Source organism: Spirochaetota bacterium, assembly GCA_038043445.1.
Taxonomy (GTDB): Bacteria; Spirochaetota; Brachyspiria; order Brachyspirales; family JACRPF01; genus JBBTBY01.
In genome coordinates, this window is the sequence record JBBTBY010000028.1 from 1 (window position 1) to 22,366 (window position 22,366).

A 22,366-nucleotide genomic window follows, 5' to 3' on the forward strand; every position below is an offset into this window, starting at 1 on the left:
GGGCATACCGTTCACCAATATTACCTCGGCGTTAGGCAATTACAATCCGCAGGCGAGTATTGCTGCAGGGCGGATAAAATCGAATGCGCAATATTTCCAGTATAAAATGAGGATGTTCACCGGCATGCAGGGGTATACGCCCATCCTTACGAACGTCTCTCTTGTCTTCGACAACAGCGTCGATACCCTCGCTGCCGTGCGGCGTCCGTATCTCTATGCCAGCAATATTACCAGCGGACGGCTGGTGCTGTCGATAAGCAATTTCTATGACCCGATAAACACGAGGATACTCGCACGCAATCGCCAGACCGGTGCCGTAGTGCGACTCAATGTCATCGATATGACGGTGGCAACCTACGATACGATCCGCGCCGTGACCGCCGATATCGCACTTCCGTTCGGCAATTATGACCTTGTCATAAGTAATACGACCGATCCGAACCCCGTCGTTTGGCTCAAGGCCATTATGGGCGGTTTGCCGGAGGGTGAGCCGATCGATCTCATATCGATGCATCGGACCTACAAGCCGGATGTCGATGGGAAGGTGAGCCTTACCGTATCGCTCAACATCGCCGGCAGCAGACAAATGGATTTCGAGGTGTATAACTCTTCCGGTGCGCTTGTCCATCGCACGAGCGGCAGCGGTCTGCCCGGGGAGAACACCATCGTATGGTCGCCGCGCGGTAGCCGGATACCCCTCGGTATCTATGTCTATCAGGTGCGCATCTCATCCGACAGCGGCACGGTGTTCAGTAAACGCGGCATGTTCGTCGTCGCGAAATAACCGCGTTCCGACACGTGCTATTATTTACAAAATCCCCTGTACACGTATAATGTCATGAACGAGGAGCATTCATGACGATACGTTTTCACGGTGTGCGCGGCTCGACCCCGGTGCCCGCCGCCGACATGATGAAATACGGCGGCAATACCGCCTGCGTCGAGGTCCGCTCAGCTAAGGGCACGATATTAATACTGGACGCCGGTACCGGTATACGCGGCCTCGGACACTCGCTGATAAAAGAATTCAAGCGCAAGCCCATAGAGGCGCATGTTCTTCTCAGCCATACGCATTGGGACCATATCCAGGGATTCCCGTTCTTCATGCCCATCTTCAACAAAGCGAACCGCTTCCATATCTACGGGAAATCGCGGTATACGAAGTCGCTCGAAGAGATAATGTCGGGGCAGATGGAGCATAAGTATTTCCCGGTCAGTCTGAATGAGCTCGGTGCGCATATGGATTTTACCAAGGTCGAGGACGGGACATTCACCCTCGGCAGGGATGTTCGGGTAACGGCCATGGAGCATACCCATCCCGGCGGCGCATATGGCTACCGCATCGAGGCGGACGGGGCCGTGCTCGCATATTCGACCGATACCGAGCACCCTGGGAAAGATCTCGACGAACGCGTCATCGATCTTGCCCGCGGGGCGGATATCCTCATACATGATTCGCAGTACGACGATGAGGATATCGTTACGCATGCGGGATGGGGGCATTCATCGTTTCGGCAAGCCGCTGCTGTTGCAGCCAAGGCGGGAGTGAAAAAGCTCGTGCTTTTCCATTACGATCCGCTCTACACCGACGCCAAGGTCGATTCGATCGTGCGGAAAGCGAAAAAGCTGTTCAGGAACACCGTTCCTGCGCGCGAGAATTCGTCGATAACGCTCTGAATTGCCCGGGGCCGGACTTGAACCGGCATGGCCGTTACAGCCAACGGATTTTAAATCCGTTGCGTCTACCAATTCCGCCACCCGGGCGTTCTCGTCGGCCGGGCGAATGCGTAGCGCCCAAGCCATCCATGCGCGAGTCGGCATCCATGCCTCGCGCAGCTGGCACATCCTTGTGCCACGCGTGGCGCATGGTAGCACAGTGACGTCAAAATGCAATACCGAATTGACAATTTCGCTGCAACGGATTATAGTGAACACATGCGTATGGAAATATTTGAGGAACTCCTGCCGCTCGCTGCGTGGGATACGCATACGCATCTCGAGTCATCGCCGAAGATCGGCGCCCGCGATATCTGGGACATCGTACATTACTTCTGGTTGAGGCAGGAACTTGAAGCGGCGGGGTATCCCGCGCAGGCGGAAAAATTACCTGAGCCGGAGCGTGTCGAAGCGCTTGCGAAGGCTTTTTCGGAATCCCGGACGACGCATTGGAACCGCATCGTGCGCCGCATGCTCAAGGACCTCTACGGGGTGACTATCGACGGTACAGCGAGCATTCACGACGCGAATGAGCGCATCAAGGCGAACGCGGCCGATCCCGCATGGCCCAGGCAGATATGTGCGCGCGGTTCTCTGTTCCGTATCGTGGCGGGTATTACCGCGCCCAATGACCTTGCATCGCTCGCGGGCATCATCCATTCAGTACCCGTATTCGACAGATTGAACGATCGTGTCATCGATGCCGTGCTCGTTTCGCAGAAGCAGGCGGACAAGGCCGCGGAGGTCGCCGCGGAACTGGACAGTGCCGTCGGCGCGCTGTACGACCAGGGTATTCGTACCGTACGTATAGCACCGTACCCGTTCGACGGCATGGACGGCGCTGCGAAAGTACCCGTGCTCGCTGCAACAGGCAATACGCGTGATGCGGTGAGGCTTGTCCTCGGGCATGCGCTTTTCTCCTCGCTTGCACGTCGGTCGTTGCACGTGCAGCTTTTTACCGGTGTTCGGCGCAGGCCGACCATTGCCGTTTCCGTGAACGATACCGAGCGCATACCGCGCATGAACGAGATATTCGAAAAATACCCGACGATAATATTCGAGGTGCTCAATGCCGCGGAGCTGTCCGCGGTCGATCTCGTGCAGTCGGCGCGCGCGCGGAGGAACGTATACTGCGGGGCGCCGTGGTGGTTCTCCGTACGTGCAAGCATCATACGCGCGAACATGCAGTACCGCATCGAGGCACTGCCGGTGTCCCGCTCACTTCTGCTCGCGTCCGATGCGCGCGTGATAGAATGGGTGTATGCGAAAACGATATTCGTGAAGCTTCTGCTCGCGGATTTCCTTTCCGCATCGATTGAGCGTGACTGGCTCGACAGGGCGGATGCGCTCTATGCGGCGTCGTGGTGGCTGTCGAAGACGGCTGAGCGTATCTACCGTGAGGATGCCCCGGCGAAAGCGTCCGTACCGCCGAATTAGGCGCGTCCGAAGAATTCCCCGTAAATGGCGGCTACTGCTTTCGCATTGTCCTTCGCCTTAATGCCGAACATCATGCTCACTTCCGACGAGCCCTGATTGATTATCTCGATATTGACGTTCGCTTTCGCGAGCGCGCCGGTGATGCGCCCTGCGATGCCGACGATGTGCCGCATGCCTTCGCCGACGACCATGAGAATGGCGATACCGCGTTCGACGGCCACATCATCGACCTTGAGCTCATTGCGAATCTTCGCGAGCACGCGTTTTTCCGTCACTGCATCGAAGAATTTTTCGCGGACGATGACGGAAAGATTGTCTATGCCCGACGGCATATGCTCGAAGGGTATCTTCTCTTCCTCGAGGATCTTCAAGAGCCTGCGCCCGAAGCCTATCTCGCGGTTCATGAGGTATTTGCTGAGGTAGATGCAGGCAAAACCAGCGTCGCTCGCGATGCCGACCACCGGCGTGTCCGTTATCGTGCGGCGCTGTACGATGCGCGTTCCCGGCGCCGACGGATTATTCGTGTTGCGCACGTTCACCGGCACACCGCCCTGATACGCGGGGACGAGCGCTTCTTCGTGGAATACGCTGAATCCGGCATACGAAAGCTCGCGCATTTCGCGATAGGTGAGCTCGGCTATCGGCGCGGGATTCTTGACGATAGCGGGCGATGCCGCGAACACGGAATCCACATCGGTGAAATTCTCGTACACCTCGGCGCCCACGGCACGGGCGAGTATGGCGCCGGTAATGTCGGAGCCGCCGCGGGGAAAGGTCACGATATCGCCGCGGGGGGAAAAGCCGAAAAATCCGGGAAATATCACGATGCCCTTCGCGTTCTTGAGCTTCTTGAGCGAATCGTATGACTTCTCGAGCACCTGCGCATTGCCGAATTCATCGCTTACCATGAGACCGGCGGTGCGCGGGTTGACGTACTGTGCTTTCACGCCGCGACTGACGAGATATGCCGCGACGAGCTTGGCGCAATTGTCCTCGCCTGCCGCTTTCATGTTGTCGAGATATTTCTCCCTGTCGCTCGTATGCGAAACGAGCCGTGAGCGGAAATCCTTCTCGATGGTGCCCATGATGTCGTTCGGTACGGAAAGTTCATCGGCTATCTCACGGTAGCGCGAAATGACGGCCATTATCTCCTTTTCTGCGCTCTTCGTCGACAGATATTTTTCCGCCGCTGCGATAAGGAGATCGGTGACCTTGGTGTCCGTCTTGCTGCGTTTTCCCGGCGCGGAGACGACCACATACTTTCGTGCGCTGTCCGCAAGGACCACATCGCATACGGTCTTTATCTGCTGTGCCCCGGCAAGCGATGTGCCGCCGAATTTCGCGACTTTCATGGTAATCCTCGTGTTGAATGAATGCCGCGGGGATAATATCAGATGTGGGGGATGCTGTCAAATGCATACAGAGAAAAATTCATTGTCATAAGGGAAAAGAGAAACCACGGAGATCACGGAGAAAAGCCTGAGAGATCAAAGTCGAGAAGTTGACCATTTTCTCCCGAGTGGTGAACCTGTTGCAATTTTCTTCTCAAATATATTTCCACTGTACTCTCTTGTATTCTCTGTGCCCTCGGTGGTTTTCTTTTCTTGCGTGATAATGCGGGTGTACCGATAAATGTCTAGCGATAAGATAATGTATCCTCTGATACCTTACGGAATTCTATTGACATAATTCCGGCGGGTGATAGAATCACGAACTACTATTGAGCTTGAGGAGATATCTATGCGAGCGGGGTTGCTTCTATTATCATTCCTTGTGTGCTGTACGGTCGGCTTTGCTGCGGACGCAGCGAAAAAACCGGTCGTCAAGAAGGTCCGCGTCGGCGTGCTCGATTTCAAGGCGAATAGTGTCGCTGCCATGGAAACGACGCTCGTCAACGACATTTTCCGCAATGAACTTGTCGACAGCGGAAAGTACGATGTGCTTGACAGGAAGAACATGCAGAGCATCATGTCCGAGCAGGAATTCCAGCAGACAGGCTGTACGGACAGCGAATGCGCAGTGAAGCTGGGTAAAATGCTCAATATGGAGTATATGATAAACGGCGTGCTCGCGAAAACGAGCGGCAAGTACTTCCTGAGCGTCGAGATGATATCGGTGGAAAGCTCGAAGATAGAGAAAACCGCGCGTGTGCAGTTCGAGTCGATGGATAAGCTCGAGAAGGCTATCGTAGAGCTCGTAGAAGGTTTGACAGGAGAGAAAAAACCGGAAGATATTTCGAGCTATTCATTTTATATTGAGGGGATATACGCCGGTTTTCTGATAACATACGGCAGGATGAGTTATTCTGTCCCAACGGAATTGCCCTACGAAACGGGAATGGGCGGCGATATATTCCTCCGCGGCCGCCTTTTCGGCAAAAAGAACGACGTGCTGAAATTGACATGGATGATCGGGTGTGAAGCATACATAACATCGATAAATACGAATAACGGCGGAGCCGAGCGGAGCCCGGGTCTTTCTGCCGCTTCAGCTATATGGATAAACCCCTATATATGTCCGCTTGTCGGCGTTACGCTCAAGCTCGGCCCGGTGAATACTATCATCGCCGGCCAGGCGGGGTATCTGTTCCTTATGGAGCGTGCGACGCTTAACGGTATCGAGTATACTCAGATGTTCAGCATGATGACGCTTGGCGGCGTTATAACATTCGATATTAAGTTGTTTGATGTAGTCGGGATATTCCTGAAAAATGAATTCACCTATCACGTTTTCCTGGGAACAGGCGGGTATATAGACACCGGCAGTATCAACTATAATTCGTTCAAAGGCTCGAGCACGCTCGGGATAATGTTCTAAGGGAGATGAAAATGAAATACTCTATACAGCTGCTCTCGGCTCTGTCCGCGTTCATCATACTCGGCACTGCCGGGTGTACGCCCAATGCGCGGCCATTCGAGCTGCTCATGGGCCTTGCCCCGCTAGGGGATGTTGATTTTCTGAATCTGCCGAATGTAACGCCTTCATCAGTAACGGTGTATTCGAACGGGGCGGGCATATATGACCCTCAGATATTCATGAATGACAGCGGATATGACCTGACCGTAACCGGCACCAATGTTTTTGTCTTGAGAAAAGACAGATGCGATGTCGTCTCAACAAACGGCATACTCCTTCATACGGTAATTATCTCGAATACTCAGATGGATTATTTCGGCATTGAATCCTGCGTTGGGAGTTTTTACATGACAGGACGGACTGCAACCGGGATGAAAGTTTACTTTAAAACAAACCTGGCTGCTTCTTCAAATATTAATCCCGGCGATTACGGCTGGGGCGGCAGCGAATTCTATGATTTTCAGGCAAAGTACATGAAAATTAATCCTGCTGACGGGAGCTATTGGTTCATACGCTATCATCAGCCGATACAAACGGAAAATCCTTATCCCGAAAGTGATAGCCCGCCGATTCAGGAACAGATACGCAAGTATCGATACGCATTCAGTGTTTCAAATTTGACGCATTCAGCACTGTATGATAATAATATGCGCTTCCTTGTCGGGCTTCGTGTCCCGGCCGGTCAATGCTTCGGAATGGCTTTCCATCGCGGTAAATTGTATGTGATGTATCGTACGCCCACAATCGATAACGGTACTGTCCGCTGGGATAATGGCGAGGCGAAAACAATATTTATCATCGATCCGAGAACGTTAACGTATGTCGGCAAAGTCAGTCAGAGGATGAGCGGTTATGCGAACGGACTTGCCAGCGACGGAGTGAATCTGTATACAATTGGCCAGCCGTTTATCGAGAACTTTTCAGGATATAGCGGGACGTTCCTGGTAAAGATGAATATACCGAACTGACGCTACATGACCGGCAGATCGCTCGCACCCATGAGGTATTCATCGATGAAGCGCACTCACTCCTTGAATTCCGATGGGATTCAGCTATACTGACCGCATGAATGAGAACACCGTAGCGAATTGGATAAGCCTTGCGGAATACGATCTTGCCACCGCTGATTCGATGTTATCGGCAGCGCGGTATCTCTACGTGGCATTTACCTGTCAGCAGGCGATTGAAAAGGTTCTGAAGGCATATTATGTGTATCGATACGGAAAAACGCCTCCGTATACGCACAATCTGAACAAACTTGCGGAAGAAACCGGTCTTGCTGAGGCTATGAGCGAAAAGCAGATATCATTCCTTGACTCATTGAACGCTTATTATATTCAATCGCGGTATACTGAAGAAATACAAACTCTTTCGGTATCGTTCACGCACGAAAGAGCGGTTGCACTTATCGCAGAAATGAAGGAGGTGTACCAATGGCTACGGTCAAAGATAGCGATACGATAAGATCGGTGACAGCCCGATATGCATCATTGGTGCAGAGTTCTTTTCCTGGTGCCAGGGTATTCTTATACGGATCGTACGCAAAAGGCAGCGCGACCGGTGCAAGCGATATCGATATTGCGGTTGTGCTCGACATTGCCCATGGGGATAAGATCGAATATGCGACACGATTATTCGGCTTGGCGCGAAAGGTCGATGTTTCGATAGAGCCGTTCTGTGTTTTCCGTGATGAATACGATGATCCGCCGGCTGCAAGTATCCTTTCCGAGATCAAACGAACCGCCATACCAGTTGCGGCATGATGACTCGTCGTTCCGAACACTACATGACCGGAATGAAACGCACCTCCATCCTGCCGTTCGCCTATGCTCATATGGCAAACATGTTTTCGAGACAATTTTCTATTGAGGTGTGCACACACGGGGCTGAAGCCCCGTGTGCTCTTTCATTCTATATGTACAAAGCACGGGGTCTTGGCCCCGTGCTTCTTATCCCTACATGACCGACAGATCGCTCGCACCCATGAGGTATTCATCGATGAAACGCGCCGTACGGCGGCCTTCGGATATTGCCCAGACGATGAGCGACTGCCCGCGGCGCATGTCGCCTGCGGAGAATACGCCCTTTACGCTCGTCATGCCGTTCGCGTCGGTCTTCACATTGCCGCGCTCGTCGAACGCCGTGCCCATATCGGTGAGCATGCCTTCCCTCACGGGGCCGAGAAAGCCTATCGACAGGAGCACGAGGTCGGCCTCTATGGTGAATGCGCTGTGCGGCACTTCCTTCATTATCGGGGCGCCCTTCGCGTCCTTCTGAGAGAAATCCACGCGCACACATTCTATCTTCTTTACCGCGCCGTTCATGCCGAGAAAACGCTTCGTGAGCACGGCCCAATCGCGTACGACGCCTTCTTCATGGCTCGATGTTGTCTTTAAGAGCATGGGGAATTTCGGCCAGGGATACATATCGGTGCGCGAGTCGGGGGGCATGGGAAGCACTTCGATCTGCACCACATGTTTCGCGCCCTGGCGGTTCGCCGTGCCGACACAGTCGCTCCCGGTATCGCCGCCGCCTATCACGACGACGCTTTTATCCCTTGCATCGATGACGGCCTCGCTGAACGCTTCACCGGAGATGCGCTTGTTTGATTGCGTGAGATACTGCATGGCGTAATAAATGCCCGACATCTCGCGTCCGGGTATGGCAAGGTCGCGCGGTTTTTTCGCTCCGCCGGCGAGGCACACCGCGTCGAATTCGGCGGTGAGCTTCGATGCGGGGTATGCCGGCGATCCGACGTCGGTGCCGGTGACGAATGATATCCCTTCTTTTGTGAGGAGATCGATGCGGCGGTCGAGCACCCATTTCTCGAGCTTGAAGTCGGGTATGCCGTAGCGCATGATACCGCCGGCGAGCTTTTCCTTCTCGAACACGGTCACCGTATGACCTGCGCGATTGAGCTGTGATGCACACGCTATGCCTGAGGGGCCGGACCCGACAACGGCGACCTTCTTTCCCGTTCTCTGTACGTGCGGACGCGGCGTTATGATGCCTTGGCGGAACGCATACTCTCTGATGCCGAGCTCATTTTCGCGTATCGATACCGCCGCGTGGTTGATGCCGAGTACGCAGGAATATTCGCACGGGGCGGGACAGACACGGCCGGTCACTTCGGGGAGATTATTCGTCGAATCGAGGAGCTCGAAGGCGCGGCGGTGGTCGCCCATCATCATGCGGTCGTTCCATTCCGGTATGATGTTGCCTATGGGGCAGGCCCAGTGGCAGAACGGTATCCCGCAGTCCATGCAGCGCGACGTCTGCGCCGTCGTTTCCTCGACCGAGCGTTCAAGTGCGACGTGTCTGTAATCCTTAAGGCGTTCGTACACCGGGCGGTATTCCTCGTGACGGCGGCCTATCTTCAGGAACGCATGCACATCCTTCTTAGCCATCGTATGCTCCTGCCAGACGCATCTGCTTATTGACGTCCTTCGTCTCAAGTATGCGCTTGTATTCGAGCGGCATCACCTTGATGAACCGTTTCTCTGCCGCGCTGAAATCGTCGAGCGCCGTTCTTGCCGCAGGGCTTCTGGTGTATCGGAAATGATTATGGATGAGGGAACGCACGAGCGTCGTGTCATAGTCGTTGAGTCCGGAGAGCTCGACCATATCCATATTGCATTTATCCCTGAAGTCGCCGTCGATGTCGTATACATATCCGATGCCGCCGGACATGCCCGCGGCGAAATTGCGTCCTGTCCTGCCGAGAATGACCACGCGTCCGCCGGTCATGTATTCAAGGCCGTGATCGCCCACGCCTTCGACGACGGCATAGACGCCGGAATTACGTATGCAGAACCGCTCGCCGGCAACGCCGCGTATGTACGCCTCGCCGCGTATGGCGCCGTAGAACGTCGTGTTCCCGATGATGATATTTTTCGCGCTGTCGTATGAAGCCTGCTTCGGCGGATAGATGATGATGCGCCCGCCGAAAAGCCCCTTGCCGACATAGTCGTTCGCCATGCCCTCAAGTTCGAAGGTGATGCCGTTGGTGAGGAAGGCCCCGAAACTCTGGCCGGCGATGCCGGTGAAACGGGCATGTATCGTGTCGTCGGGAAGCCCTTCCTCGCCGACACGCTTGCAGACCTCGCCCGAGAGCATGGCGCCTGTCGTGCGGTTCACATTGCGTATCGGGAGCTCGATAGAAACGGCCTTCTGTTCGTTAAGCGCGCTTGCCGCTTTTTCGATGAGCGTCCTGTCAAGCACGTTCTCGATGCCGTGGTCCTGCATTATCGTTCTGCGAACGGCGACGTTCTTCGGCACGTCCGGGCGATAGAATATGCGCGAGAAGTCTATACCCTTCGCTTTCCAGGGGAGTATGGCGGTATTCGTTTCAAGGAGGTCGCTCCGCCCGATGAGCTCGTCGATGCTTTTTACGCCGAGTGCGGCCATTTCCTCGCGTGCGTTCTCCGCGATGTAGGTGAAGAAATTGACGAGATGATCGACCTTCCCGCGGAAGCGCCGTTCGAGGAGTTCGTCCTGTGTGGCGACGCCGACCGAACAATTATTGAGATGGCAATGCCTGAGCATGACGCAGCCGAGCACGATAAGCGCGCTCGTGGCGAATCCGTATTCCTCCGCACCGAGCATGGCGGCGATGACAAGGTCGCGCCCCGTGCGTATCTGGCCGTCGGTCTGGAGGCGCACACGGCTCCTCAAGTCGTTCATGACAAGTGTCTGATGCGTTTCGGCGAGCCCGAGCTCCCACGGGAGCCCCGCGTGTTTTATCGAGCTTAACGGCGAAGCGCCGGTACCGCCGTCGCCGCCGGCGATGAGTATCATATCCGCATGGCCTTTTGCCACACCGGCAGCAATGGTGCCGACACCAATCTCGGACACGAGCTTTACGCTTATGCGTGCCGATGGATTAACGTTCTTGAGATCGAAGATGAGCTGCGCGAGGTCCTCTATGGAATAGATGTCGTGATGCGGGGGAGGGGATATCAGCGTTACCCCCTCGGTGGTGTAGCGCGTACGTGCTATCACCGCATTGACCTTATGGCCGGGGAGCTGTCCGCCCTCGCCGGGCTTGGCGCCCTGCGCAATCTTTATCTGCAGTTCATCCGCGTTGATGAGATAATTCGTCGTTACGCCGAAACGTCCGCTCGCCACCTGCTTTATCGCGCTCCGGCGCGAATCGCCGTTGGGGAGTTTCGTGAAACGCGCGGGGTCCTCGCCGCCCTCACCGGTGTTCGACATCCCGCCGATGCGGTTCATGGCAATGGCTATCGATTCATGCGCGCCGCGGCTTATCGAGCCGAAGCTCATCGCACCGGTGACGAATCGCCTGGTGATGTTCTTCGCAGGCTCAACATCCGAGAGCGCTATCGCCTTCGTCTTTTTGAACATGAACATGCCGCGGAGCGTGCCCGCATTCTTCGACTGATCGTTGATGAGTGCGGCGAATTCCTTATAGCGCGCGTAATTGCCGGTGCGTGTGGCTTCCTGTATAGCCGCTATCGTCTCGGGGTTCCAGAGATGATATTCACCGTCGCGCCGCCATTGATAGAGTCCGCCGCTCACGGTCTTCTTCGCTATGCCGTATGCGGTCGTGTGCCGCATGAGCGTCTCTTCGGCGATGGTATCGAAGGTGATGCCGCCGATGCGCGAGACGGTTCCCGCGAAACAGCGTTCTATCACTTCCGGGCCTACACCGAGCGCCTCGAATATCTGCGCGCCGCGATAGCCCTGCAGGGTGGATATGCCCATTTTCGAGAATACTTTGAACAAGCCCTTCTTTATCGCTTTGATATAATTGTACACCGCTTTGGCATCATCGATGGGTACGGCGAAATCCTTTACCGCGTGGCGCACCGCTTCGTAGGCGAGATAGGGATTGACGCAGTCCGCGCCGTAGCTGAAAAGAAGTGCGAAGTGATGGACCTCGCGCGGCTCGCCTGTTTCGAGTATGAGATCGGTCTTTACACGAAGTGAAACCTTTACCAGATGATGATGCACCGCCCCGACGGCGATGAGCGCGGGAATGGGGGCGTTATCCGCGTTCACGGAACGGTCCGAAAGGATGATGAACGATATGCCGTCGCGTACGGCCTGTTCAGCTTCGGCGCAGACACGGTCAAGCGCCGCTTTGAGATCGTTCTTCTTTGCATCGAACACTATCGGTATACGCCGGGTGCTGAATCCGCGCGATGCTAATGTCTCCAGCCTGAGCATTTCCTCATCGGTAAGGATGGGGTTCTCAAGCACAAGACGCTTTGCATGCTCCGGGCTTTCTTCGAGGATATTGCCCTGCGGCCCGAGATAGCTTTTCATGCTCATCACTATCTCTTCGCGTATCGGGTCTATCGGCGGGTTCGTTACCTGCGCGAAGAGCTGCTTGAAATACGTGTAGATATGATGCGGCATGTTCGACAGCACCGCGGGCGGCGTATCATTACCCATGGAGCCCACCGGCTCCTCAGCGTTCTCCGCCATGGGCTTCATGATGATACGCATGTCCTCGCGCGTGTAGCCGAATGCCTTGAACTGCGTCACCGCATTGTCGATGGCAGCCGGTGTTTTTGCTGCCGGCGGGATGTCGCTGAAGAGTATCGTGTTCGCCGTCCATTCGCTGTAGGGCTTCTGGGAAGCGACGGTATCCTTCACCTCGGCATCATCGATGATGCGACCTTTTGCGGTATCGACGAGGAATATCTTTCCCGGTTCTATGCGCCCTGAAACGGCGATATCCTCCGGCGGTATATCGAGCACGCCGACCTCGGAAGCCATGACCACCATGCCGCTCTTTGTCTGTATGTAGCGCGCCGGGCGCAGGCCATTACGGTCGAGGAGCGCGCCCACTTCGGTGCCGTCGCTGAACGCAAGCGCAGCGGGCCCATCCCACGGCCCCATGAGCAAGGCGTGATAGAGATAGAAATCCTTAAGCTTCTTATCGATAAGCTTATTATTCTCCCATGCCGGGGGGACGAGCATCATCATCGCATGCGCGAGCGAGCGTCCCGAGAGGAGCAGGAGCTCGAAGGCATTATCGAGCGCGGCGGAATCGCTGCCGCCGGGGACGATGAGCGGGGAGAGATGCTTTATCCTGTCGCCGAAGAGCGGGCTCTGTATCACCTGTTCGCGCGAACGCATCCAGTTGACGCTGCCCTGCAGGGTGTTTATCTCGCCGTTGTGCGCGAGATAGCGGAAGGGCTGTGCAAGGTCCCAGGTGGGGAAGGTGTTGGTGCTGTAGCGGGAATGTACGATGGCGATCGCGCTTTCTATCGACGGGTCGGAAAGCTCGGGGAAGAATTTCTCCATCTGATCGGGCATGAGAAGCCCTTTGTAGGAGAAGGTGCGGCAGGATAGATTCGTTATATAGAAGAACTTTTTCTGTTCAATGGATGAAGCGCGTACTGTATTTTCCGCCATCTTCCTGACGAGATACAGTGAACGCTCGAAGGACAGCGTGTCCGTCATAGCCTTGCGGCGCGCGATGAAAGGCTGTTCTATGACCGGTTGGCTTGCCTGCGCGGTCTTGCCGATCTCTTTGCCGTTGACCGACACCGTTCGCCAGCCAATGATGGAAAGCCCTTCGGCGTTCACGGCACTTTCGAGGGCGCGCTTGCATGTATCGCGCTCTTCTTTCTTTTGCGGGAGGAAGACGAGGCCGGTACCGTATTCGCCGACAGCGGGGAGTGAGAATCCGGCGTCCGCGGATACCTTCTCGAAAAAGCGATGCGGCATCTGCATGAGAATGCCTGCGCCGTCGCCTGTCTTCGGGTCCGCCCCGGTCGCCCCGCGATGCGAGAGACGCCGCAGTACTTCAAGGCCCTGCGATACTATCGTGCGGGAACGGCGTCCCTGAATATCGCAGACGAAGCCCACGCCGCAGCTGTCGTGCTCGAATGCCGGATCGTAGAGGCCGTGAGTACTCATGCAGTATCCTTCTCGTTGCGCTCAAAGGCTAAGAGCGTGCACCGCCCGTTATTTCAGCCGATAGCAGATGACCTTCTGCTCCTGGGCGTCGGCGGCTACACCGATGCCTTTTGCGTTCGTCGTATCGATGACCCTGATGACATCCTTCCATTTCGCGCGTGACGGCACCAGTTCTTCCAGTATGGAGGGCGAGCCCTCAAAGAACGTATGGTTGAAGAAACTGTCCGCCTGCCGCGGGAAAAGGGCGAGATAGAGCATATCCCATTCCACGAGCTCGTTCAAGAAATGCGTTCCGAGCGATACATCGGGGACAAGGTCTTCGCGCATCATCACGAGTTCACAGAGTATCGTCGTCCTGTTTATCTCGGGGAATGTCACCGGTATGCCGAGTTCGGGTGAGCTTGTGCCCCAGCGCCCGGGGCCGATGAGCATGACATGCATGCCGACCGGGGTGAGCCTGTTTATCTCGCCGATGGCATGCGCTATCTCGTAGCGTTCGCGTTCGGGAAGTTCGCTGTATTTCTCGGGCACGATATAGATGATGCGCCCGATGCGCGACATGCGGCTCTGGCCGACGACGGCCGAGCGCGCCTGCATGATGATATCGTCGTGAGCGACCTCTATCGCGGGGATCTTGGCGACATCGGCACCCTTTACCTGGAGCGGGCGGCATTGCACGAGATTGATGCGATAGTTCTTCTCCGCATCGAAGTTGGCCGTATATTCTATATCCACGGGATAATCATACGCCCCCTGCAGGATCGAGAGCATATCGCGCATATCCTTGGCGAATGGTGTCGATGAAAGCAGCGTATCGAACGTAAGCACGCGGTCGGTGCGAGATGAGCTTCTCTCCGATGTGCCGGTCGTGGTGAAAAGATCGAGCATCGCTTCCGGGACGGCGCCTGCGATGTCGGTGAAATATCCCGACACGAGCTGATTGGCCTCAAGATCGAGATAGTCGACCTTGCGCTGCGAGTATTGGCGTACCGCATCGAAGCTCGCTTCCGGGCGGCGTGATGGATCGTTCAGTGCGACAAGCCGCGTATAGTCATCGTCCGCGCGATTAACGGCACGCGTGCCGAGGCCGAAGACGAGACGGAGCACGCCCGCTTTCGGATCTATGCCGCGATTCCATACGAACGGATTGAACGAGAAGCCGACACCGGCCATGGACGGGTAGTAATGTCTGCCGTATGCATCGCCGGATACGCGCATGACGAGGAGCGCCATCTGCTCGTCCTTGTCCAGAAGGCCGCGGCTTGCGCGGTAGCTCAACGCGCGTTCGCCCATGGAGCTCGCGTAGATGGAGCGCACCGCCGCGAGGAAATCCTCAAGACGGCGTTCGAGCGGCCCCTGATTGGCGCAGAACACGCTCTCGTATTTACCGGCGAATGAATTGCCGAAATTATCCTCAAGGAGAGAACTGGACCGTACGATGAACGGCGATTGGCCGAAATGATCTATCATCTTTCGGAAACGCTCGACTATGTAGTCGGTGAACCGCCCGGTGAGTATCCTCCGCCGCGCCTCCTCGGCGCCTTCGAGGAAACGTTCCGGGTCGCGCTGCTTCTGGCGCATCCACCACACGCCGTTGCGCACGAGGAACGTGTAGAACACGTCCGAACCGATAAAGAAGCTGTCATGCGTTTCGAGTACATCCATGAAACGGGCATCGGTCTTCCTGAGTATGGAGCGCGCGAGGAGCATGCCGACGGATTTGCCGCCGATGAGGCCTGAGCCGATCATTCGCTTGGCGATGGCGAGCACATCCTCGAGCGTCATGTACTTGCCGACGAGCGAAAGTATCTTCTCGTCGCGCGATATTATCATACGGCAAAGCTGCGTGAACACCGCGTTCACGCGGTCTATGCGGGCGCGTCCGGCACGCACTTCCTTGAGTATCTCCTCCGCCTCAAGCGCGGTGCGCGCGGAGAAGTCCATCGATTCGTCGATGTCGGTGAGGTCGGCGTCGTTGAGTATATCGGCGATGACGGTGCTCGATGTTATGGGAGTGAACTCGTCCCTGCGCATCTCATGCAGAAGATGCATGGTCGGTGAATAGCGGTGCTGCACCTTGACGGGACGGACATAGATGCGTGCGTTATGGCGTATCACATCGAGGAGAAGCTGCGTCGTTTCAGCAATGGGCGTCGTCGCATGCTGCGAGTGGCGGTCGCGGTAGAGGGCGAAATAGGTTATCGTTTCAAGGTCGTAGAGATAGGGGCAGGTGAGCATGAAGAAATTGCCGAGCATGCGGTCCGAATACCAGTCACCGGCCAGTTCCGAGAGGCAGTCGAACACGTAGAACGCGCCGCGTCCGCATTTCTCTATCACCGAATGGATGGCGGCTATGAACGTTTCGAAACCTTCTTCGGGTTTGAGCGTATGTATCTCCGTGCACTGTTCCTGGCCGAGCAGCGCCGCATGGCTTGCGAAGCGGAAGTAGATGAGCTTCTTGCCGGCCTTCATTGCGGCCGCGGCATAGGGGCGGACGAACGCCGAATAATCCTCGATGGAGTCGATCTGCCAGACGACATTGTCGCCGGGGATGAGGCCTTTCAATACGCTGTCAAGGCCGCTCATGCCGGTGGATAGCTTTATGTCTTGGGTGTCCATGATGTTGTGACCGCGGTAGATAATACATCAAAAAATCGTGTAGTCAAGGACATTTGAAAACTCCTTGTATTCACTCAAAAGCCGCGGAAGATACTCGACGGCATCAGGTGTGTATATTTCATACATCATCGATGCCGGGAGGCGTCTTCCGCCCTCGAACCGAGATAGAACAGAAAGCGAACACAAAGCGAACGTAAAGCGAACAAGGTCCGAAGCCGCTTTGGACCGCCCTGCCGCCGCTACGGGTGGCCGCGTATTGTTGAAACCATGTCGTCCTCCTGTCGTTTTCCGTTTTCATCGCCCGCTGTGCGAACTGTTCCGCGGGTCATGCGTGGGAATATACGAAGGAGGGGCGAATTCGTATAGAGTAGGAACCTACTGTTTTTTCGAATTTGATCTTGGAGCCGGAAAGATAGGAGAAAATATGTTGGAAAGAGGAACCTCGCGACGACGCGAAGCCGCGACGGGAAGCAAGACGAAGAGAAGAGATATCACGCAGAGGCGCAGGGAACGCAGAGAATTAGGAAGAAGAATATTACGTGACGACGTGATAGCTGTTTTACAGACCGTTTACAATTTACAATGCGGATTATGCCGTCTTTGAGAAGAGCGGTGTTGAAGTTGAGAAGCAGGCCGAGTTTAAGGTTGGTCAGCTTAAGATACGTAAGCAGTTGCTTCTTATGCACAGCCTGTACGAAAAGTCTGAGATGATGTATAATGCGTTGAAGAAATAATGGGCGCGCGCTTTGGCAACATTCGACGACTTGTTACCGTCAAGTCTCCACCGGATGATAACGATCCATTAGAGACGAAGTAGCACAAGCAAGCATGTCGCATGCCCTCTCCAAAAGATGATGGCAGCCGGAGGGCTGAATGGTTAGCGATCAGCCCTCCGGCTGACTGGCGAGTGCAATTTCGCTGGAATATGGTATAGTAGTAGTGGTATGCGTAAGTTAAAGATATATCTTGACACGTCAATAATCAGTAATCTGTTCGCTGATGATCGACTTGACTGGAAACAAACGACGAATGAGTTATTTGATGCAGTGTTGCCAACGGGCGAGTATGAGTTTTATCTATCAGATGTCGTGATTCGTGAGATTAATAAAACGAACGATGCTGCCCTGCGTGAACGAATGATGAATGCGGCAAAGAATAAAAACATTACAATGGTGCACTATAATGAATTTGAGGTGCTGTCACTGGCGAAGCAATACATTTCCGAGGGTGCATTGCCGCCGAGATCAGTTGATGATTCACTGCATGTTGCGATAGCGACAATATCGGGCATGGATATTTTACTGAGTTGGAATTATCGACATTTATCAAATATTGAGCGTGAGCGTAAACTGCATACAGTAAATATCAATGAGGGCTATACGCTGCCGCTGCGCATCACAAATCCGCTGGAGGTTATCCATGACTGACAGTAAAATGCTTGAGATGGTGCGTGAAATAAAGGATGACTCATACGAAGAAGTGAAACATTTGCCGCTTGATGAACAATTAAAACAAATATTGCATGACAGTCATGTCGTAGCAGATCGATTGGGGTTCATACCTGCGATACCAAAACAAAAAGAGACGGAACACGCATAATTGTTAAACAGGCGTGTGTCGACCGTTCGTCCGCGAGGCTTCACTATTCGCTGCGTCGCCGCGAGCGCTGTTCTTCATGCATTCGATATTCGCAATATCGGTTGATTTTTACCCGCCGGTGCGGTACTATACGCATGCAGGAGCGAAAACGCAGGTGAAAAACGCCCTTCATTTAAATCTCAAGCTGAAACAGCAGCTTCGCTTAAGCCCGCAGATGATACAATCCATCGGGCTTTTGACGCTGTCCAATCTTGACCTGCTTGCGCATATAGAGAAAGAGCTTGCCGAGAACCCGCTCCTTGAAAGCGACGAGAAAGGCAATACGGTCGAGATAGACCAGAACATCATGAACGACCCCGATATGCCGAGCTATGAATGGGTCGATTACCTCGAGGATTCGTCCGACCTCGGCATGCCGCGCGATAATGACAAGGAAGATTCGAAGCGCCGCTTCATCGAGGGTGGCATTGCCGAGGAAAAGGAAACGCTTTACGACCATCTCCTTGGCCAACTGCGCATGTCTCTCGGCGATGAGAAGAAGATCGAGCTCGGCGCGAAAGTGCTCGGTTTCATCGATCGTGAAGGGTATCTCTCCATGTCGAGCGATCTCATCGCGCTTGACCTCAATGAGCCCCGGGAAGATGTCGACAGCATACTTGATCTGATAAAGACGTTCGATCCGCCCGGTGTCGGCGGGCGCGACCTGAGAGAAGTGCTGCTTCTCGAGCTCGCTGCCTATTCGCCGAGGCAGCCCCTCGCGGAGCGCATCGTCGCCGATCACCTCGATGCGCTCTCGCAGAAGGATCATGCGCTTATCGCAGCAACGCTCAATGTCGGCGTCGATGATGTAGCGCGTTCCGCAGCGGTCATCCAGACCCTTGAGCCGTTCCCCGGCCGTGCGTTCGATACGACGAAAGTGCGGTATATCGTCCCTGATATTCGGATAGATAAAAAGGACGGCGAATGGCACGTTGAGCTCATCGATGATTTTCTTCCGGCACTTTCCATAAGCGAGAAGTACAGCGCCATGCTCAAGAAGAGCCCCGGCGAGGACGGGGGGAAATTCGCCTCGGAAAAGCTGTCGTCCGCATTGGCGCTCATCTACGCGATAGAACAGCGGCGGCGCACGCTCTATAAGACCGGCAAGGCGCTCATCGAACTGCAGCGGGATTTCTTCGAGCATGGTCCCGAGCATATGAAGCCGCTCCTCCTTCGCGACGTGGCAGGAGCCATAGGCATGAGCGAATCCACGGTGAGCAGGGTGAGCAACAGTAAATATGTCGAAACATCGTGGGGCATATTCCCGGTCAAATTCTTCTTTTCGGTGTCGGTACGGTCGTCATCGGGAACGGATTCCAAGCAGTCGGTAAAAGAGAAGCTTCGGCGCATCATTGCCGAGGCCCCGGACAGTCTGTCCGATGAGAAGCTCAAAGCGGTGCTCTCGGAACGGGGTATACATATCGCCCGCCGGACGGTTGCAAAATATAGAAAAGAGCTTAAAATACTTTCCTCGCGCGACCGCTGACAGGATTGTTTCGTGCACGAGTGACGTCGTTCTACAGGTCGCGTACGCATGAACATACAACGGAGATACGCACAATGCATGTGAACATCCAGGGACGACACGTGAAAGTGGGCCGCGGGCTCAGGGAACATATCGCCAAGCGCATGGAGAAGTTGAAATTCTATTCGAAGAAGATAATCGACGCGCATGTGCTTCTCATGAAGGTGAAGTTCGATCATACGGCGGAAGTGACCGTTCTTCTCAATGGGAAATTCTTCCGCTTCGCAGAGACGGCATCGACGTTCCACGAGGCGATAGACCTGGTGTTCGTCAAGATAGACCGGAAATTGAGGAGCACCAAGGCGATCATCAAGCATCATAAGCATGATGCGGGGCTTAAGAACGCCATCGCGCGTGCCGAGCCGGTGGAAGAGACCATTCACATCGATTATGCACCGTTCTCGGATAAACCGATGGACGAGGTCGAGGCTGTCCTTGAATTCTCGCTCGAGCGCGATCCTGTTTCCGGCTATTTTCCCGTCGTGAAGAACCGCGATATGATGAACGTGCAGGTGTCGCGCATACCGGTATTCCTTTTCCGCAACGGGAAGGATATCGTGGAATACCGATATCAGCCGGGGAATATCGTTACGACGGTGCTCGGTTTTGACGGCTGGTACGAACGCATCGTGGCGGTGTCCGGCGGGTCTTCCGTGAATTATGCGAAGAAGAAACGTGCTGTCGTTCCCGAATGCAATGTGGCGACCGCATCGCGCACCGTTGCCGCGGGCGGCAGCAAGCGCTTTCTTGTGTTCCGCAACAGCGTGACCGGGTCGATAGAAGCGGTATGCCGGGACGGAAAGAAGATCGTCATCATCAGCGAAGGACGCTGAGGCCCCGAACATCCTGGAAGGAGGCGACGTGCGATGAAACTTGTCGACTGCATGGATGAGCGCTCCATCATCCTCAATATAGCGGAATTGGAAAAGGAAGCGGTACTGAGCCGGATAGTCGCCGTGCTCGCCGAGAACAACCTTATTGCGAATCAGCAGGAAGTGGAGAAGGCCATACTCGCCCGCGAGCGGCTCATGTCCACCGGTGTGGGGAGCGGGATCGCCATTCCGCACGCAAAAACGGACAAGGTCGACAAGATAACGATAGCCTTTGCCACCTCGAAGGCCGGGATACGATACAAGGCCGTCGACAAGAAGAATGTGCATGTCATATTCATGCTCATATCTCCCAAAGAGGCGGCGAGCGAGAACCTGAAGGTCCTCACCATCATCGCGAAGATACTGCGCGGCAATACCGCGCTCACCGAGAAGCTCCTCAAAGCGGAGAACCCCCGCGACGTCATCGATCTTATCGCCAAAGAGGAAGCCAAGATACAATGAGCCGCGTTTCTATTGAACGCCTCCTTGCGATCAATGACAAGGCCGAGAATACGCTCAAAATGCGTTCGCTCACCGGGACGACGGGGTTCGACAATAAACTTGCGAGCTACCACATCAATCGCCCGGGCATGAACCTGTTCGGCTACTTCGATAATTTCGGCTATGACCGTATACAGATATTCGGCAGGGGAGAGATAGGGTATCTCGCGAAGCTCATTGCCGCGGACGATTACCGCACCATCGATGAGATGTTCTCCTATAAGATACCGCTGTGCGTGTTCACGAACAATCAGGAGCCGCCGCCCGCGTTCACCGACCGCGCCCGCGGGCATTCGATACCGGTATTCGTCACCGAGCACTCCACCGGCGACCTCATTGAACGGCTTACCACTATCCTCGAAGAGGAATTCGCCCCGCACACGACGCTGCACGGCGTGTTCGTGGAAGTGTTCGGTGTCGGCGTTCTCATAAAGGGGAAGAGCGGCGTGGGGAAGAGCGAAGCGGCGCTTGAGCTCATACAGCGCGGGCACCGCCTCATCGCCGATGACAGCGTCGATTTCCGTGCGCTGCGCGGGAGCATGGTCATCGGTTCGAGCAATCGCGTGCTCAAATACAATATGGAAGTGCGCGGCATCGGCATCATCAATATCGCGCGTCTGTCCGGCATGTCGGCGATACGCAACAAGAAGCGGCTTGAGCTCATCGTTATACTTGAGGACTGGAAAGAGGACAAGGAATATGACAGGACCGGGCTTGAGGACCACACCGAGAGCATTCTCGGCGTCGAGATACCATCGCTCTGCATACCGGTGCGCCCGGGACGCAATATCCATATCCTTATCGAGACCGCGGCGAAGAACGAGCGGTTGAAGCTGCTTGGGTATCACTCCGCAAAGGAATTCAATAAACGCGTTATGCGCCTCTTCGAGGGAGAAGAGGACGATACGGGTTTTTGATCCGTGGGACCGATTGAAATAAGGAACGGAAGTTTTATGACGCTTACGACGGTACTCGAGGTTAAGAACAGGAACGGGCTCCATACGCGCCCGGCGGGCATGCTCTGCAATATCGCCAACCGTTCGAAATACGGCGACATCGGGATATTCATGGTGCACAACGGCATGCGTGTCGACGTGAAGAGCATATTGAACGTTCTCACCCTGGGGGCGGTGTTCGGCGCCAAGGTCGTGCTCGAGATAGAAGGCGAGGATAAGGACAAGCCGATGATGGAAGCCTCGACAAAGGAGATCTCCGAATTCTTTGACTCCGGCTTTGACAACATTGCCCCCGATCTTGAAGCGGACGAGGCCGCGGATTATTGACAGTTGCCGGAACAGGGATTTTTCTT

General features: G+C 55.0%; 18 protein-coding genes, 1 tRNA gene and 1 pseudogene. 14 read left to right on the forward strand and 6 right to left on the reverse strand.

Annotated elements, in window-relative coordinates:
* The coding region (locus AABZ39_04500) for a hypothetical protein (GenBank protein MEK6794013.1) at nucleotides 1–784 on the forward strand (784 nt) is incomplete at its 5' end.
* A 71-nt stretch (nucleotides 785–855) separates the two neighbouring features.
* On the forward strand, nucleotides 856–1,677 hold the full coding sequence (locus AABZ39_04505; protein MEK6794014.1) for an MBL fold metallo-hydrolase: 822 nt from the start codon (nucleotides 856–858) through the stop codon (nucleotides 1,675–1,677).
* A gap of 2 nt (nucleotides 1,678–1,679) precedes the next feature.
* Here AABZ39_04505 and AABZ39_04510 read toward each other — a convergent pair.
* A tRNA-Leu gene (locus AABZ39_04510) sits at nucleotides 1,680–1,764 on the reverse strand.
* 171 nt (nucleotides 1,765–1,935) lie between these two features.
* Between AABZ39_04510 and AABZ39_04515 the strand changes: the two genes are divergently transcribed.
* Nucleotides 1,936–3,153, forward strand: coding sequence for a hypothetical protein (locus AABZ39_04515; GenBank protein MEK6794015.1), 1,218 nt, complete (start codon nucleotides 1,936–1,938; stop codon nucleotides 3,151–3,153).
* On the opposite strand, the gene AABZ39_04520 is transcribed toward AABZ39_04515, so the two are convergent.
* Nucleotides 3,150–4,505 (reverse strand): aspartate kinase, encoded by a 1,356-nt coding sequence (locus AABZ39_04520; protein ID MEK6794016.1) that lies wholly within the window; start codon nucleotides 4,503–4,505, stop codon nucleotides 3,150–3,152. The genes AABZ39_04515 and AABZ39_04520 overlap by 4 nt on opposite strands.
* 388 nt (nucleotides 4,506–4,893) lie before the next feature.
* Here AABZ39_04520 and AABZ39_04525 point away from each other — a divergent pair, with 388 nt between their 5' ends.
* From AABZ39_04525 to AABZ39_04540, 4 genes are all read left to right on the forward strand, one after another.
* Nucleotides 4,894–5,970, forward strand: coding sequence for a CsgG/HfaB family protein (locus tag AABZ39_04525; protein ID MEK6794017.1), 1,077 nt, complete (start codon nucleotides 4,894–4,896; stop codon nucleotides 5,968–5,970).
* Between the two features lie 11 nt (nucleotides 5,971–5,981).
* Nucleotides 5,982–6,977, forward strand: a complete 996-nt coding sequence (locus AABZ39_04530; protein ID MEK6794018.1) for a hypothetical protein — start codon at nucleotides 5,982–5,984, stop codon at nucleotides 6,975–6,977.
* Nucleotides 6,978–7,050: 73 nt separating this feature from the next.
* On the forward strand, nucleotides 7,051–7,473 hold the full coding sequence (locus AABZ39_04535; GenBank protein ID MEK6794019.1) for a HEPN domain-containing protein: 423 nt from the start codon (nucleotides 7,051–7,053) through the stop codon (nucleotides 7,471–7,473).
* Nucleotides 7,443–7,772: a nucleotidyltransferase domain-containing protein gene (locus AABZ39_04540; protein MEK6794020.1), complete on the forward strand. Its 330-nt coding sequence runs from the start codon at nucleotides 7,443–7,445 to the stop codon at nucleotides 7,770–7,772. The genes AABZ39_04535 and AABZ39_04540 overlap by 31 nt, the downstream gene beginning before the upstream one ends.
* A 192-nt stretch (nucleotides 7,773–7,964) precedes the next feature.
* Here AABZ39_04540 and AABZ39_04545 read toward each other — a convergent pair whose 3' ends face one another.
* The 4 genes and pseudogenes from AABZ39_04545 to AABZ39_04560 form a co-directional block, all read right to left on the reverse strand.
* Entirely contained in the window at nucleotides 7,965–9,416 is a 1,452-nt protein-coding gene (locus tag AABZ39_04545) for a glutamate synthase subunit beta (GenBank protein ID MEK6794021.1), read from the reverse strand.
* Nucleotides 9,409–13,902, reverse strand: coding sequence for a glutamate synthase large subunit (gltB, locus tag AABZ39_04550; GenBank protein MEK6794022.1), 4,494 nt, complete (start codon nucleotides 13,900–13,902; stop codon nucleotides 9,409–9,411). The genes AABZ39_04545 and gltB overlap by 8 nt, the downstream gene beginning before the upstream one ends.
* A 48-nt stretch (nucleotides 13,903–13,950) precedes the next feature.
* A complete protein-coding gene (locus tag AABZ39_04555; protein ID MEK6794023.1) occupies nucleotides 13,951–16,521 on the reverse strand; it encodes a PEP/pyruvate-binding domain-containing protein in 2,571 nt (856 codons plus the stop codon).
* A gap of 575 nt (nucleotides 16,522–17,096) precedes the next feature.
* Nucleotides 17,097–17,207: pseudogene (locus AABZ39_04560) on the reverse strand (GxxExxY protein).
* Nucleotides 17,208–17,465: 258 nt separating this feature from the next.
* Here AABZ39_04560 and AABZ39_04565 point away from each other — a divergent pair.
* The 7 genes from AABZ39_04565 to AABZ39_04595 all read left to right on the forward strand — a co-directional run bounded on the left by AABZ39_04565 (nucleotide 17,466) and on the right by AABZ39_04595 (nucleotide 22,340).
* The gene (locus tag AABZ39_04565) at nucleotides 17,466–17,948 is read left to right on the forward strand and encodes a hypothetical protein (protein ID MEK6794024.1); all 483 of its coding nucleotides are present in this window, start codon (nucleotides 17,466–17,468) and stop codon (nucleotides 17,946–17,948) included.
* Entirely contained in the window at nucleotides 17,941–18,120 is a 180-nt protein-coding gene (locus AABZ39_04570; protein MEK6794025.1) for a hypothetical protein, read from the forward strand. The genes AABZ39_04565 and AABZ39_04570 overlap by 8 nt, the downstream gene beginning before the upstream one ends.
* Nucleotides 18,121–18,196: 76 nt before the next feature.
* Complete coding sequence (gene rpoN, locus AABZ39_04575) at nucleotides 18,197–19,645, forward strand: RNA polymerase factor sigma-54 (GenBank protein ID MEK6794026.1); 1,449 nt, start codon at nucleotides 18,197–18,199, stop codon at nucleotides 19,643–19,645.
* A 74-nt stretch (nucleotides 19,646–19,719) separates the two neighbouring features.
* Nucleotides 19,720–20,517 (forward strand): ribosome-associated translation inhibitor RaiA, encoded by a 798-nt coding sequence (raiA, locus tag AABZ39_04580; GenBank protein MEK6794027.1) that lies wholly within the window; start codon nucleotides 19,720–19,722, stop codon nucleotides 20,515–20,517.
* Nucleotides 20,518–20,550: 33 nt separating this feature from the next.
* Nucleotides 20,551–21,018: a PTS sugar transporter subunit IIA gene (locus AABZ39_04585; GenBank protein ID MEK6794028.1), complete on the forward strand. Its 468-nt coding sequence runs from the start codon at nucleotides 20,551–20,553 to the stop codon at nucleotides 21,016–21,018.
* On the forward strand, nucleotides 21,015–21,974 hold the full coding sequence (gene hprK, locus AABZ39_04590; protein MEK6794029.1) for an HPr(Ser) kinase/phosphatase: 960 nt from the start codon (nucleotides 21,015–21,017) through the stop codon (nucleotides 21,972–21,974). Before AABZ39_04585 ends, hprK begins: the two co-directional genes overlap by 4 nt.
* Before the next feature lie 36 nt (nucleotides 21,975–22,010).
* Nucleotides 22,011–22,340 carry an HPr family phosphocarrier protein gene (locus AABZ39_04595; GenBank protein ID MEK6794030.1) on the forward strand — a complete coding sequence of 110 codons (330 nt, stop codon included), beginning with the start codon at nucleotides 22,011–22,013 and terminating at the stop codon, nucleotides 22,338–22,340.
* The last annotated feature ends 26 nt before the right edge of the window (nucleotides 22,341–22,366 follow it).

Bases quoted from the DNA above. Each gene is read 5' to 3' on its own strand.
- AABZ39_04520 (MEK6794016.1), bottom strand. From the start codon at position 4,505: ATGAAAGTCGCGAAATTCGGCGGCACATCGCTTGCCGGGGCACAGCAG.
- rpoN (MEK6794026.1), top strand. From the start codon at position 18,197: ATGCATTCGATATTCGCAATATCGGTTGATTTTTACCCGCCGGTGCGG.
- AABZ39_04505 (MEK6794014.1), top strand. From the start codon at position 856: ATGACGATACGTTTTCACGGTGTGCGCGGCTCGACCCCGGTGCCCGCC.
- AABZ39_04545 (MEK6794021.1), bottom strand. From the start codon at position 9,416: ATGGCTAAGAAGGATGTGCATGCGTTCCTGAAGATAGGCCGCCGTCAC.
- AABZ39_04565 (MEK6794024.1), top strand. From the start codon at position 17,466: ATGCGTAAGTTAAAGATATATCTTGACACGTCAATAATCAGTAATCTG.
- AABZ39_04515 (MEK6794015.1), top strand. From the start codon at position 1,936: ATGCGTATGGAAATATTTGAGGAACTCCTGCCGCTCGCTGCGTGGGAT.
- AABZ39_04525 (MEK6794017.1), top strand. From the start codon at position 4,894: ATGCGAGCGGGGTTGCTTCTATTATCATTCCTTGTGTGCTGTACGGTC.
- AABZ39_04530 (MEK6794018.1), top strand. From the start codon at position 5,982: ATGAAATACTCTATACAGCTGCTCTCGGCTCTGTCCGCGTTCATCATA.
- AABZ39_04585 (MEK6794028.1), top strand. From the start codon at position 20,551: ATGAAACTTGTCGACTGCATGGATGAGCGCTCCATCATCCTCAATATA.
- AABZ39_04535 (MEK6794019.1), top strand. From the start codon at position 7,051: ATGGGATTCAGCTATACTGACCGCATGAATGAGAACACCGTAGCGAAT.
- raiA (MEK6794027.1), top strand. From the start codon at position 19,720: ATGCATGTGAACATCCAGGGACGACACGTGAAAGTGGGCCGCGGGCTC.
- AABZ39_04570 (MEK6794025.1), top strand. From the start codon at position 17,941: ATGACTGACAGTAAAATGCTTGAGATGGTGCGTGAAATAAAGGATGAC.
- AABZ39_04595 (MEK6794030.1), top strand. From the start codon at position 22,011: ATGACGCTTACGACGGTACTCGAGGTTAAGAACAGGAACGGGCTCCAT.
- AABZ39_04555 (MEK6794023.1), bottom strand. From the start codon at position 16,521: ATGGACACCCAAGACATAAAGCTATCCACCGGCATGAGCGGCCTTGAC.
- gltB (MEK6794022.1), bottom strand. From the start codon at position 13,902: ATGAGTACTCACGGCCTCTACGATCCGGCATTCGAGCACGACAGCTGC.
- hprK (MEK6794029.1), top strand. From the start codon at position 21,015: ATGAGCCGCGTTTCTATTGAACGCCTCCTTGCGATCAATGACAAGGCC.
- AABZ39_04540 (MEK6794020.1), top strand. From the start codon at position 7,443: ATGGCTACGGTCAAAGATAGCGATACGATAAGATCGGTGACAGCCCGA.